We start from the raw sequence: 12,417 nt of genomic DNA, 5'->3' as shown, positions 1-12,417 counted from the left end.
CGGGCATGATCTTGACGTCCTCCTTGGCCTCGATGGCCTGGTGGAGGCCTTCGGACAGGCGGCGTCCGGTCATCATCCGGCCGGTGAACTCATCGATCAGCATGACCTCGCCGGCCTTGATGATGTAGTCCTTGTCCTTCTGGTACAGGGTATTGGCGCGCAGGGCCTGGTTGATGTGGTGCACCAGGGTGATGTTGGCCGCGTCGTACAGGCCGGTGGTGTCCTCGGCGAACAGGCCGCGCTCTTCCATCAACTGTTCGATCAGCTCCGAGCCTTCCTCGGTCAGCAACGCCTGACGCTGCTTCTCGTCGAGGTCGTAGGTCGTCTTGTCCTGGATCAGTTCCTTGATGATCGCATCGACCGTCACATACAGGTCGGAGCGGTCCTCGGTCGGGCCCGAGATGATCAGCGGGGTCCGGGCTTCGTCGATCAGGATCGAGTCGACCTCATCGACGATGGCGAAGTGGTGCGGACGCTGCACCATCTCCTTGCGGTCGTAGACCAGGTTGTCGCGCAGATAGTCGAAGCCGAATTCGTTGTTGGTGCCGTAGGTGATGTCGGCGGCGTAGGCGGCCTGGCGCTGGCCCTGCGACAGGCCGTTGACGATCACGCCCACTTCCAGGCCCAGGAAGCGATAGACGCGGCCCATCCACTCGGCGTCGCGGCGAGCCAGGTAGTCGTTCACGGTGATGACGTGGACGCCCTTGCCCGACAGGGCGTTCAGATAGGCCGGGGCGATGGCGACCAGCGTCTTGCCCTCGCCGGTGCGCATCTCGGCGATGCCGCCCTCATGCAGGATCATGCCGCCGGTCAGCTGCACGTCATACTGGCGCTGGCCGAGGACGCGCTTGGAGGCCTCACGGGCCACCGCGAAGGCGTCGTTCATGATCTTGTCGACGCTCTCGCCGCCGGCCAGACGGTCGCGGAAGGCGTCGGTCATCATCCGCAGCTCGTCGTCCGAGAGGGCGGCGTACTTCTCCTCCAGCGCGTTGATCTTCTGAACGCGGCCCATGAAGTCCTTGACCTTGCGGTCGTTGGAGGAGCCGAAAATCTTCTTGGCAAAGCCGAGCATGGAGGATCCGAAGGCGGGCGAGCGACAAATGGCTCTGGTTGTGGTCCCGGAAGGGCGGCGGCGGACGCCGCAGAGGGGCTCCGGCGACGACGGCCCGGTGCGCCCTTGAAAACAGGCGCGCGCGAGGGCCGCGCGAACGATCGAAAACCCCTCGACTTGGGCGCAGCCGGGACTTAAGCACCGGCCTTATCCCTGTCAACGCGAGGGCCTTTCGCCGCCCGCCGACGGAGCGCGTCTGCATGAGGCCTTCCCGCGTCCTGTTTCCCCTGCTGATGGCGTTCGCGCTGACGGTCGCCGCCTGTGATCGCGGCGGCGGCTCCGACCGCCCGCCCGAGCCCGGCGACCGCGCCGTGGCCAAGATCCAGGACGAGACCATCTGGGCCTCCGACGTGAAGCGCGAGGCCGTGGCGCAGGGACTGGTGGGCGAGGGCGAGCCGCTGGACGTGACCTCCGACCTGTTCCGCCGCGTCCTGGACGAGGTCATCGACCAGAAGCTGCTGGCCCACGAGGCCGAGCGCCGGGGGCTGGACAATTCGCCCCTGGCCCAGCGCCGCCTGGCCGCCACCCGCGAACGCATCCTCGGTGACATGCTGGTCGAGACGGTGGTCAACGACAAGATTTCCGACAAGGCCGTCGAGGGCATCTACCAAGGGCAGCTGAATCTGGCCCGGACCTCGGAAGAGGTCCGCACCCGCCTGATCCTGTCGCGCACCCGCGCCGAGGCCGACGCCGTGGTCGGCATCCTGGGGCAGGGCGCGGCCTTCGAGGCGGTGGCCATGGAGCGGTCGATCGACGACGCGACCCGCTTCTCGGGCGGCGACCTGGGCTATTCGACGCTGGACGTCATGCCCGAGGCCTATCGCAACGCTCTGCGGGACCGGCCCGCCGGCTCCACCGTCGGTCCCTTCCAGACCGAGGGCGGCTGGGCCGTGCTGCGGGTCGAGGACCGCCGCCGCGAAACCCCGCCGACCATGGAGCAGGCCCGGCCGCAGATCGTGCGCTACCTGACCTATGAAGGCGTGCGCCAGCTGCTCGAGGAACTGCGCGGCAAGGCCGCCGTCGAGGTCCTGCTGGGCGGCGAGGGCGCGCCTTCGCAGGAACCGGCCTCGGCCGCCGTTCCGCCCGCGGCCGCTCCTGCCCAGCCGACCGCCTCGCCCGCCCCTGTTTCCGCCCCCGTTCCCGCCAAGGCCCGATGAGCAAGACGCCCACTCCCCCCGGTCGGGGTTCGACCGGCCAGATGATCGAACAGGCCTTCGAAAAGGCGCTGGAGCCGGTGACCACGGCGATCAAGCGCGCCACCACTCCGTCGAAACCCGCGGCGGCCGCCCCCGCGCCGGGCAAGCCCGGTCTGCAGGTGTCGCCGCTGGCCGTGCCCTTCCCGGTCATCCCGCCAATCGGCGGGGTCGAGATCGCGACCGGCCGCGCGGGCTTCTACAAGCACGAGCGCGACGATCTGGTGGTGTTCAGCTTCGCGCGCGGCACCAGCTGCGCCGGGGTCTTCACCCGCCACAAGGTCGGCTCGGCCCCGGTCGACTGGTGCAAACGCCATCTGGGCGCCGAGGACGGCGGCCAGGACGTGCGGGCGCTGGTGGTCAACGCCGGCTGCGCGAACGCCTTCACCGGCAAGGCCGGAGCCGATGCGGCCCGCCGCACGGCTTCCGAGGTCGCCAAACGCTTCGGCTGCCGCCAGCGCGACGTCATGCTGGCCTCCACCGGGGTGATCGGCGTGGTGCTGGACGACCGCAAGATCGCCGCCCGCCTGCACGACATCGAGGCCGGGCTGGATTCCGACAATTGGGCCGCCGCCGGTCAGGCCATCATGACCACGGACACCTTCCCCAAGGGCTCGTACGCCGAGTGCGACATCGAGGGGCACAAGGTCCGCATCGCCGGCGTCGCCAAAGGTTCGGGCATGATCGCGCCCGACATGGCCACCATGCTGGCCTTCATCGTCACCGACGCCGACATCCATCCGAACGTGCTGCGCGCCCTGCTGGGCCTGCACGTGCGCACGACCTTCAACAGCGTGACGGTCGATGGCGACACCTCGACCAACGACACCTGCCTGCTGTTCGCTACGGGCGCCAGCGGCGCGCCGCGCATCGGCCGGGTCGGCGACCGCCGCCTGAAGGACTTCAGCCGCGCGCTGGACCAGGTCATGCTCGACCTCGCCCACCAGCTGGTCCGCGACGGCGAGGGCGCGACCAAATTCGTCAAGGTCACGGTGGACGGCGCGGCCAGCCCCGCCTCGGCCCGCAAGCTGGCCAAGTCCATCGCCGACAGCCCGCTGGTCAAGACCGCCCTGGCCGGCGAGGACGCCAACTGGGGCCGCGTCGTCATGGCCGTCGGCAAGACCGAGGAGCCGGTCGATCGCGACCGCCTGGCCATCAAATTCGGCCCGCATGTCGCCGCCGTCGACGGCGCCCCGTCGCAGACCTACGACGAGGCCAAGATGAGCGCCTATATGAAGAATTCCGAGATCGACATCACCGTCGACGTGGGTTCGGGCCGCGCCTCGGCCACTGTCTGGACCTGCGACCTGACCAAGCGCTACGTCGAGATCAACGGCGACTACCGGTCGTGACCGCGGCGCCCGCATCTGTATTGCGTGGTCGCTATCCCGAGCTCTTCCGGTTTATCGAAGCCGGAGAGTGCGGGCTCGGCTATTCGCCGAAAGTGCGGGAATTCTGGCTGCGGGTCCGTGACGGCGATGTCGTCCAGCAGATTTCCTTCTGCCCTTTCACTGGACAGGCCCTGCCGGACCCTCTTCGGACCCGTTTCTTTGATGAGCTCGAGGCCCTGGGCCTGGATGGCGGATTGGCCGACGTGGAACGCGCGCCGTCCGAGTTTCAATCCGAAGCCTGGTGGATAGGACGGAACCTGTGATTGAACCCGTTAAAACCGTCCTCGTCGTCGCCGTCGCCCTGATCGACACCGACGGTCGGGTGCTGATCGCCCAGCGGCCCGAGGGCAAGCAGCTGGCGGGGCTGTGGGAATTCCCGGGCGGCAAGGTCGAGCCGGGCGAGCGTCCCGAGGCCGCCCTGATCCGTGAACTGAAGGAAGAGCTGGGCATCGACGTGAACGAGGCCTGCCTGGCCCCCTTCGTGTTTACCAGTCACGCTTACGAGTCATTTCACCTGTTGATGCCACTATACCTGTGCCGACGTTGGTCGGGGGTGGTTCAGGCGCATGAGCATTCGGCGCTGAAATGGGTTCGGCCGGCGCAGTTGCCGGACTATCCCATGCCCCCGGCGGACGAACCCCTGATCGCCTGGTTGCGCGATCTGCTCTAGCCGTCCGGAAAGGGAGGCGCCGATGAAACGTTTCCTGGATCGCTTCCGGCGCGACGAGAGCGGCGCCACGGCCATCGAATACGGGCTGATCCTCGCCCTGATCTTCCTGGTGATCCTGTCCGCCCTGACCGCCTTCGGCGCGACCGGCAGCGGCGTCTTCAACGGCGCCATGGATGCGATCCGCGCGGCGATGGGCGGCTGACGGCCGGCCGGGCCTACTCCTCCCCCGTCTCCTCCTTCACGCCCAGCGCATCCGCCAGCCGCATCTTGGCCGAGCCGCGGGGCAAGGGCTTCTGCTGGCTTTCGTGCGGGGCCCAGCCGGCCAGGTGGACGATCTCGAAGGTCGCGGGGATGCGGCCGTCCGGTTCGCCGAACCTTTCCGCATAGAGCTGCGCCGCCCGGGCGACGATGCCGCGCGTGAGCGGACGGCTCGCCCCCGCCAGCACATTGGTCTCGCCCATGGCGCGCAGGTCGCGGATCAGGGCGAACAGGTCGGGATAACGGACCGTCAGCCGGTCCACGTCCGACACCGGCAGGGCGAGCCCGGCCCGCTGCAGCAGGGCCGCGCCGTCGAAGCCATCGGCGAAGGGCGAGACCCGCGCCTGGGCCCCGCCGCGCTGTTCCAGCTCCGCCTCGGTCAGCACCGCGCGCAGCTCCTTCAGCGTGCCCGCGCCCAGAAGCGTGCCCACGAACAGGCCGTCCGGCTTCAGCGCCCGCCGGATCTGGCTCAGGGCGCCCGGCAGATCGTTGGCCCAGTGCAGGCTCATCAGGCTGACGATCAGGTCCTGCGACTGGTCCGGCAGGTCCAGCGGCGTCTGGCCCGGGGCCGCGCGCGCCGGGCGGTCGCCCACCGTCTTAACGGCGCCGACCCGCGGCGCGGCATGACTGTCGGCCAGGGCGGCGGCGAACGGGCCGGGATGGGCCGATAGATCAGCGACTTCGGGCCAGTCGCGCAGCAGGGCGTCCAGGCTGTCGACGGCGTTCTGCGCCGCCCGCGCATGCAGGAAGTCGGCGCCGGAAAACAACTTTTCGCTGCGCTGAAGCCTTGCCGTTCGGCGCTGGCTGTCGAAGATGACGGGGGGACCGGAGGAGGGGCTCATGAGCCTTCAGGATGGGGTCTGGCGCACGCGATGGGAAGCCGCAGCCGGTTTCGGCCGTCTTCTGGGCCGGGGCGTGGCCGATCTGCTGCTGCCGCCGCTGGCCCACGACAGCCCTGAAGCCACCGCCTCGGCCGGCCTCACCGCCGACGCCTGGAGCCGGGTGGTGTTTCTGGAGGACCCGGTCTGCGACGGCTGCGGCGCGGCGTTCGAGATGGACGGCGGAGTGTTTGCGTCCGAGCGTTGCGCGGCCTGCCTGGCCCAGCCCTACGCCTTCGCCCGGGCGCGGGCGGCCTGCCTCTATGACGAGGCGTCGCGCGGCCTGATCCTGAAGTTCAAGCACGGCGACCACCAGCCGTTCGCGCCGCTGTTCGCCCGCTGGCTCAGCCGCGCCGCCGCGCCCCTGCTGGCCGAGGCGGATGTGGTGGCGCCCGTGCCCCTGCACCGCTGGCGGCTGCTGTCGCGGCGCTTCAATCAGGCCGCCGAGGTGGCGCGGCCGTTGGCCCGGGCCGCGGGGCTCGACTATCTGCCTGACGCCCTGGTGCGTCAGGCCCACACCACCAGCCAGGGCGGCAAGTCGGCGCGCGGGCGGCGTCTGAACGTGAAGGCGGCCTTCGCGGTCACCCCTTCGGGCGCGCGCCGGATCAAGGGGCGGCGCGTTCTTCTGGTCGATGACGTGTTGACCACCGGCGCCACCGCCGAGGCCTGCGCCCGGGTTTTGCTGGAGGCCGGAGCCCGCGCCGTGGACCTGGCGGTCATCGCCCGCGTGCGAACCGTGCGCGAACTGACTATGTAGGGGGGAAGAACAAGCCCCTCGATCAGCGAGCCGCTGCGCGGCGAGCGACAGGGGGCGCATCAAGCTGGAGATAAAATTGGCCGACGTCGTCATCTACACCAAGCCCGGTTGCCCCTATTGCGCGGCGGCTGAAGCCCTGCTGGCCCGCAAGGGCGTGGACTACACCGAGATCGTCGCTTCGAACGATCCGCAGAAGAAGCAGGAGATGATCCAGCGCTCCAACGGCCGGATGACCTTCCCGCAGATCTTCATCGGCGGAAAGCACATCGGCGGCTCCGACGACCTGCATGCGCTTGACCGCAAGGGCGAGCTGGACGCACTGCTCGCCGCCTGATGAGCACTCTTTCCGTCGCCCTGATCCAGACGCGCACCCCGGCCTCGCCCGGGGCCGCCTTCGCCCATGTCGAGCCGCTGATCCGCCAGGCGGCGGCAGGCGGGGCCCGGCTGATCCTGACGCCCGAGGCCACCAATTTCCTGATCCAGGACCGCGCCGCCCGCGAGGCCGTGCTGGTCCCCGACGATCGCGACGAGGTGGTGGCCAAGCTGAAGGCGCTGGCCAAGGAGCTCGGCGTCTGGCTGCTGATCGGCTCGGCCATCGTGCGGTCGGGGCATGAGGGCGACGACCGCGCCGCCAATCGTTCGATCCTGATCGACGACACGGGCGTGGTGACCGCGACCTATGACAAGATGCACGTCTATGACGTCGATCTGCCGACCGGCGAGCGTTGGCGCGAAAGCGCCTCTGTGCGGCCCGGCGAGACCGCCGTGGTGGCCCCGACGCCGTGGGGCGGGCTGGGTCTGACCATCTGCTACGACGTCCGCTTCCCGCAGCTGCACCGCGCCCTGGCCAAGGCCGGGGCGAAGATGATCGCCGTCCCCGCCGCCTTCACCGTCCCGACCGGCGAGGCCCACTGGGAGGTGCTGCTGCGCGCCCGCGCCATCGAGACCGGAACCTACATCCTGGCGCCCGCCCAGGCCGGAACGCATGAGGACGGTCGTCGGACCTGGGGCCGCTCGACCGTGGTCGCGCCCTGGGGCGAGGTGATCGCCAAGCTCGACACCGACGAGCCGGGCGTCCTGTTCGCCACGCTCGATTTCGATGCGGTCGACAAGGCCCGCAACGCGGTGCCACAGCTGACTCACGACCGCGACTTCGCGCCGCCCGCTCCGTTGTCGGCATGATCCGCTACGCCCTGGGCTGTGATCACGGCCACGGCTTCGAGGCGTGGTTCAGTTCGTCGTCCGACTATGACGACCAGGCTGAGCGGGGACTGGTCGAGTGCCCGATATGCGGCTCGACCGGGGTGACCAAGCAGGTCATGGCCCCGGCCGTCGCGGGCACGAAGCGATCGGCGCCCGCGCTCGATGCGGCCGCGAAGATGCAGACCATGATGATGGAAGCCGTCCGCGAGGTGCGCGCCCACGTCGAGCAGAATTTCGACTACGTCGGCGACGCCTTCGCCCGCGAGGCGCGCGACATCCATGAAGGCCGCTCGGAGAAGCGCGAGATCTACGGCGAAGCCACCGTGGCCGAGGTGAAGAAGCTGCGCGACGACGGCGTGCCCTGCGCTCCGCTTCCGGCCCTGCCGCCCGACAAGTCCCGGGTGAACTGAGCATGCCGGGGGGCGGGGAGCGCTATCAGGAGTTCGAGCCGCCCGCGGCGCTGAAGCCCTTCGTGCGGGTGATCTGGACCTATGCCGATCCGGACCCGGCGCCGGTCGTGCAACGCATCGCGCCCGACGGCTGCCCCGAACTGATCTTCGACATCGGCGCTCCCTATGAGGAACAGGATGAGGACGGCGAGTGGCGGCTGCAGCCCTCCGCCCTGTTCGCCGGTCAGATGACCCGGCCCCTGGCCCTGCGGCCAGTGGGGCCGACCGAGCTGGTGGCGATCCGCTTCGCGCCCGACGGCGCCCGCGACTGGCTGGGGCTGCCCCTGGCCGCAGCCACCGACCGGCGGCTGGACATGGTCGAGCGGCTGAAGGGCTTCTCGGCCCCCGCCGGCGATCCGGAGGCCCAGGTCGCGGCCTTCACCGGCTGGCTGGCGGATCAGCGCCGCCGCGCCGGCTGGACCGTCGATCCGGTGGTCCGGGCCGAGATCGAGGTCGCCGCCGCCGATCGGGCGTCGCCGGTTCGCAAGCCCGCCGACCAACGCGCCCTGCAGCGTCGGTTCGCCGACCGGGTCGGGGTGTCGCCGCGCATGCTGCGCTCGGTCTTCCGCTTCCGCCGGGTCTTCGACCACGCTGCCCATCCAGGCCGCCCCGAGGCCGAGGGCTGGCTGGATGCGGGGCTGGAGGCCGGCTATTTCGACCAGCCGCAGATGGCGCGTGACTTCCGCCGCTTCCTCGGTTGCACCGCCACCGAATGGGCGCGCGAGCAGCAGGCCCTGGCCCGGGCCATCGCGTCGCAATCCTACAAGCCCGGCGCCGACCATCCGGCCTAGCTTGCCTTCGAACCCGAGGGAGAGACCCGACCATGCTGACCGCCCTGATCCTGACCGCCGCCCTGACCGCCGGACCGCAGGCCGATCTTCGCCCCGATCTGGGGTGGATGTCCGGCTACTGGCTGTCCTGCGAGGGCGGGCGCGAGGTGGCCGAGACCTGGAGCGTCCCGCGCCTGAACCTGATGGCCGGAACCTCGATCACGGTCCGCAACGGCCAGGTCGGCTGGGAACTGTCCCGGATCGCGCCGGCGGGGCCCGAAGCGAACGCCCCCTTCGCCTATTTCGCCCACCCCGAAGGGCAGGCCCTGACCGTGTTTCCGGTGATCGAGTCCGCTCCGAACCGGGTCGTCTTCCAGCAGTCGGCTCACGACTTCCCGCAGCGGGTCATCTATGAACGCGACGGCGATGTGCTGAATGCCCGCATCGAGGGCGAGATCGAAGGACAGGCGAGGGCGATCCGATGGCGGTTCCAGAAGGCCGAACTGAACGCGCGCTGCCCGACCTGACCTGGCGGGCGATGACGGCGGTCGATCTGGACGCCGTCGCGGCCATCGCCGTGCTCGGCTTTCCCGATCATTTCGAAGGCCGCGAGCTGTTCGAGAACCGGTTGGCTCTGAACGCGTCCGGCTGCTTCGTGCTGGCGGACGGCGACGGGCCGCCCCGGGGCTATCTCGTCGCCTATCCGTGGCGCGCCGACGCCGTTCCGGCGCTGAACACCCTGATCGAAGCGATTCCCGACGACGCGGCGGTCATGTACCTGCACGACCTCGCCATCCACCCCGACGCGCGGGCCGGCGGGCATACCGGCGCGGTGGTCGAGCAACTGGCGGACGCCGCCCGGGCGGCGGGCTGGCCCGCCGTCAGCCTGGTCGCGGTCAACGCCGCCGCGCCCTTCTGGGCCCGGCACGGGTTCGAGGTCCGCGACCCGCCGGGCATGGCCGAAAAGCTGGCCAGCTACGGCGACGACGCCCGCTACATGATGCGGCCGTTGTAGACCGCCCGTCAGTCGCGGGTGCGGGTCCAGCCCTTGTCGGCCATGCACTGAAGGAAGGCCGTGGTGCCTTCGTCGCGGCCCGCGCTGGCGCGGCAGCTGTCACGGGCGCCCTTGAACGGCCGGGCGTTTTCGCCCGACCACCCGTAGTCGCTGGTGGCGTCGATGACGGTCACGCAGGCGGCGTTGGTCAGGGCGGCGGCGGCGACGGCGGTGAGGATCAGCAGGCGTTTCATGGGATCGGCTCCGGTGAAGGTGATGCCGAAGACGTCGCACGCGTCGTTGCGCCGATCCCGTTACAAGCCCGATAGGTAGGTGAAATCGCGGTAAGGCGGCCTCAGCCCGCCGGAGCGGGCGTCGGCGCGGGCGTCCAGCTGCGGTCGGGCAGGCTGGAGCAGTCCGGCAGGGGGCCTTCCGGCGTCGAGGCGCCGCCGACCGCCATCCAGATGCCCACCCACTGGCCGCGATAGTCGTCCACGCCCACCGGCCAGTCCATCTGGGGAACGGCCTCGGCCAGGCGGCGGTCCAGCGCGACGTTGCCCGAGCTGCGCACGACCCTCGCCTCGGCCACCCGCGCGGAGCGGTTGCGGGCCCAGCGGATGCAGATGCCCGGCGCACCGCGGGTCGCGGTGGCGGTCGGCTCCTGGGCCGAAGCGGAAGACGGGGAAGCGGCGGCCAGAAGGCCGGCGAGCATCAGCGCGATCATGGATGTCTCCTCGTCGCCCCTCTGGGGATCAGTCCCGGGTGGCGATCATCATGTAGTTGATATCGGCGTCCTGCCCTTCACGCCAGCGGTCGGCCAACAGGTCGTAGGCCAGACCATAGGGCCCGGTCACCGTGACCGGCTCGTGCGACAGCATCCGCCGCAGTTCGTCGGGACGGATGAACTGGCGCCAGTCGTGGGTCCCGGCGGGCACCCAGCGCAGCACGTATTCCGCCGCGACCTTGCCCAGGGCCAGCGCCTTCAGGGTGCGGTTCAGGGTCGCCACGATCATCAGGCCGCCCGGCTTCACCAGCCGCGAGCAGGCGCGCACGAAGGCCTCCGGGTCGGCTACGTGCTCGATGACTTCCATGGTCAGGACCACATCGAACGGTCCTGCGCCTTCGGCTTCCAGCTGCTCGACCGTGGCGGCGCGATAGGCGATCTCCAGCCCCTGCTGGTCCGCGTGCGCCCGAGCGGTGCCGATGTTCTCGCTAGAGGCGTCCACGGCGGTGACCGCGAAACCCAGCCGGCGCATGGGTTCGGCGATCAGGCCGCCGCCGCAGCCGACATCCAGAAGGGTCAGGCCGGCGAAGGCTTCTCGGGTCTTCGCGTCGCGGCCGAACCGTTCGGCGACGCGGTCGCGTACGAAGGCCAGCCGGGCCGGATTGAAGCGATGCAGGGGCGCGAACGGCCCTCGTGCGTCCCACCATTCGGCGGCCTGCGCCGAGAAGCGGGCCACGTCCGCGGGATCGATCGACGGCCCCGCCGCCTGATCGTTGAATTCCTTGGCGCCTTGGGGTTCCCGCGCCGATACCGTGCCGTTAGAAGCGACCATGGCGCAGCGATGAACCCGCGCGCCGTTTCACGCAAGACGGAGCGACCTGCGCAAGATGACGCGGCCTGAGTCAGATCGGTTGGTGATGAAGTTCGGAGGCACGTCCATGGGCGACCTCGAACGCATCCGTCGCGCCGCGCGCATCGTCGCCGCTGAGGCCGCCTCGGGCAAGAAAATCGCGGTCGTCGTCTCGGCCATGGCCGGCAAGACCAATGAGCTGGTCGCCTGGACCGACGGCGCCGGCCGTCCCGGCGCGGGTATCGAACTGTCCGACGACGAATACGACGTCGTCGTCGCTTCGGGCGAGCAGGTGACTTCGGGCCTGCTGGCCCTGACCCTGCGCAACATGGGCCTGAACGCCCGCAGCTGGATGGGCTGGCAGATCCCGATCCTGACCGACGACGCCCACGGCCGCGCCCGGATCGAGGACGTGCCGGGCGAGGTGCTGGGCGCCGCCATGGACAAGGGCGAGATCGCCGTGGTCCCCGGCTTCCAGGGCGTCACCCGCGACGGGCGCATCACCACCCTGGGCCGCGGCGGCTCCGACACCTCGGCGGTGGCGGTGGCGGCGGCGCTGGAGTGCCCCTGCGACATCTACACTGACGTCGACGGCGTCTACACGACCGACCCGCGCATCGAAGCAAAGGCGCGGCGCCTCGAAAAGGTCTCCTATGAGGAGATGCTGGAGATGGCGTCCCTGGGCGCCAAGGTGCTGCAGACCCGGTCGGTCGAACTGGCCATGGCGAAACAGGTCCCCGTCCGGGTCCTGTCCAGCTTCATCGAACCCGACGCGAACGGCGTCATGCCCGACAAGGGTGGAACCCTGATCTGCGACGAGGAGGAGATCGTGGAAAAACGCATCGTGTCCGGCGTGACCATGAGCCGCGACGAGGCCCGCATCACCCTGCTGGGCCTGTCCGACCGGGTCGACGCCCCCGCGGATGTCTTCACCCGCCTCGCGGACGCCAATGTGAACGTGGACATGATCGTCCAGTCGCAGGCCCGCACCGCCGGGACGGTCAACCTGACCTTCACCACGGGTCGTAGAGACGCCCAGCGCGCCGCCGAGCTGATGCAGGCCGCGCAGGACCAGATCGGCTTCGAGGAGCTGCGCGTCGATGAGGACGTGGCCAAGGTCTCGGTGGTCGGCGTCGGCATGCGCAGTCACGCGGGTGTCGGCCAGACCA

The 12,417-nt window shown here is 69.9% G+C and carries 18 protein-coding genes; 13 read left to right on the top strand and 5 right to left on the bottom strand.

Features of this window, described 5'->3' with window-relative positions; genetic code table 11:
- Positions 1-1,072: DEAD/DEAH box helicase (locus Q0C81_RS08640; protein ID WP_367117987.1), on the bottom strand; the 1,072-nt coding region annotated here is incomplete at its 3' end.
- 239 nt (positions 1,073-1,311) lie between these two features.
- Here Q0C81_RS08640 and Q0C81_RS08635 point away from each other — a divergent pair.
- The 5 genes from Q0C81_RS08635 to Q0C81_RS08615 are packed head-to-tail and all read left to right on the top strand — an operon-like array spanning position 1,312 to position 4,567.
- Positions 1,312-2,268: a peptidyl-prolyl cis-trans isomerase gene (locus Q0C81_RS08635; RefSeq protein WP_291836509.1), complete on the top strand. Its 957-nt coding sequence runs from the start codon at positions 1,312-1,314 to the stop codon at positions 2,266-2,268.
- Positions 2,265-3,656, top strand: a complete 1,392-nt coding sequence (gene argJ, locus Q0C81_RS08630) for a bifunctional glutamate N-acetyltransferase/amino-acid acetyltransferase ArgJ (protein WP_291836506.1) — start codon at positions 2,265-2,267, stop codon at positions 3,654-3,656. Before Q0C81_RS08635 ends, argJ begins: the two co-directional genes overlap by 4 nt.
- Positions 3,653-3,958, top strand: a complete 306-nt coding sequence (locus Q0C81_RS08625) for a hypothetical protein (protein ID WP_291836503.1) — start codon at positions 3,653-3,655, stop codon at positions 3,956-3,958. The genes argJ and Q0C81_RS08625 overlap by 4 nt, the downstream gene beginning before the upstream one ends.
- Positions 3,955-4,365: a (deoxy)nucleoside triphosphate pyrophosphohydrolase gene (locus Q0C81_RS08620; RefSeq protein ID WP_291836500.1), complete on the top strand. Its 411-nt coding sequence runs from the start codon at positions 3,955-3,957 to the stop codon at positions 4,363-4,365. Before Q0C81_RS08625 ends, Q0C81_RS08620 begins: the two co-directional genes overlap by 4 nt.
- Before the next feature lie 22 nt (positions 4,366-4,387).
- Entirely contained in the window at positions 4,388-4,567 is a 180-nt protein-coding gene (locus Q0C81_RS08615; RefSeq protein ID WP_291836497.1) for a Flp family type IVb pilin, read from the top strand.
- 13 nt (positions 4,568-4,580) lie between these two features.
- On the opposite strand, the gene Q0C81_RS08610 is transcribed toward Q0C81_RS08615, so the two are convergent.
- The gene (locus Q0C81_RS08610) at positions 4,581-5,465 is read right to left on the bottom strand and encodes a methyltransferase domain-containing protein (protein WP_291836493.1); all 885 of its coding nucleotides are present in this window, start codon (positions 5,463-5,465) and stop codon (positions 4,581-4,583) included.
- Here Q0C81_RS08610 and Q0C81_RS08605 point away from each other — a divergent pair.
- From Q0C81_RS08605 to Q0C81_RS08575, 7 genes are all read left to right on the top strand, one after another.
- Positions 5,464-6,258, top strand: coding sequence for a ComF family protein (locus tag Q0C81_RS08605; protein ID WP_291836490.1), 795 nt, complete (start codon positions 5,464-5,466; stop codon positions 6,256-6,258). The genes Q0C81_RS08610 and Q0C81_RS08605 overlap by 2 nt on opposite strands.
- A gap of 76 nt (positions 6,259-6,334) precedes the next feature.
- Positions 6,335-6,592 (top strand): glutaredoxin 3, encoded by a 258-nt coding sequence (gene grxC, locus Q0C81_RS08600; protein ID WP_291836487.1) that lies wholly within the window; start codon positions 6,335-6,337, stop codon positions 6,590-6,592.
- Entirely contained in the window at positions 6,592-7,440 is an 849-nt protein-coding gene (locus Q0C81_RS08595) for a carbon-nitrogen hydrolase family protein (protein WP_291836483.1), read from the top strand. Before grxC ends, Q0C81_RS08595 begins: the two co-directional genes overlap by 1 nt.
- Positions 7,437-7,871 carry a DUF1178 family protein gene (locus Q0C81_RS08590; RefSeq protein ID WP_291836481.1) on the top strand — a complete coding sequence of 145 codons (435 nt, stop codon included), beginning with the start codon at positions 7,437-7,439 and terminating at the stop codon, positions 7,869-7,871. Before Q0C81_RS08595 ends, Q0C81_RS08590 begins: the two co-directional genes overlap by 4 nt.
- Before the next feature lie 2 nt (positions 7,872-7,873).
- Entirely contained in the window at positions 7,874-8,701 is an 828-nt protein-coding gene (locus Q0C81_RS08585) for a helix-turn-helix domain-containing protein (protein ID WP_291836478.1), read from the top strand.
- 32 nt (positions 8,702-8,733) lie between these two features.
- Complete coding sequence (locus tag Q0C81_RS08580; RefSeq protein WP_291836475.1) at positions 8,734-9,207, top strand: DUF6265 family protein; 474 nt, start codon at positions 8,734-8,736, stop codon at positions 9,205-9,207.
- Positions 9,162-9,695 (top strand): GNAT family N-acetyltransferase, encoded by a 534-nt coding sequence (locus Q0C81_RS08575; RefSeq protein WP_291836472.1) that lies wholly within the window; start codon positions 9,162-9,164, stop codon positions 9,693-9,695. The genes Q0C81_RS08580 and Q0C81_RS08575 overlap by 46 nt, the downstream gene beginning before the upstream one ends.
- An 8-nt stretch (positions 9,696-9,703) precedes the next feature.
- On the opposite strand, the gene Q0C81_RS08570 is transcribed toward Q0C81_RS08575, so the two are convergent.
- The 3 genes from Q0C81_RS08570 to ubiG all read right to left on the bottom strand — a co-directional run bounded on the left by Q0C81_RS08570 (position 9,704) and on the right by ubiG (position 11,230).
- The gene (locus Q0C81_RS08570) at positions 9,704-9,928 is read right to left on the bottom strand and encodes a hypothetical protein (protein WP_291836470.1); all 225 of its coding nucleotides are present in this window, start codon (positions 9,926-9,928) and stop codon (positions 9,704-9,706) included.
- Between the two features lie 101 nt (positions 9,929-10,029).
- A complete protein-coding gene (locus Q0C81_RS08565; RefSeq protein WP_291836467.1) occupies positions 10,030-10,398 on the bottom strand; it encodes a hypothetical protein in 369 nt (122 codons plus the stop codon).
- A 28-nt stretch (positions 10,399-10,426) separates the two neighbouring features.
- On the bottom strand, positions 10,427-11,230 hold the full coding sequence (gene ubiG / locus Q0C81_RS08560; RefSeq protein ID WP_291836464.1) for a bifunctional 2-polyprenyl-6-hydroxyphenol methylase/3-demethylubiquinol 3-O-methyltransferase UbiG: 804 nt from the start codon (positions 11,228-11,230) through the stop codon (positions 10,427-10,429).
- 55 nt (positions 11,231-11,285) lie between these two features.
- Here ubiG and Q0C81_RS08555 point away from each other — a divergent pair.
- Positions 11,286-12,417, top strand: a 1,132-nt coding sequence (locus Q0C81_RS08555) for an aspartate kinase (protein WP_291836460.1), incomplete at its 3' end; no start/stop codon positions are given.

The organism is Brevundimonas sp. (genome assembly GCF_023259385.1).
Classification (GTDB): domain Bacteria; phylum Pseudomonadota; class Alphaproteobacteria; order Caulobacterales; family Caulobacteraceae; genus Brevundimonas.
This window is presented reverse-complemented; position numbering and strand designations above follow the sequence as displayed.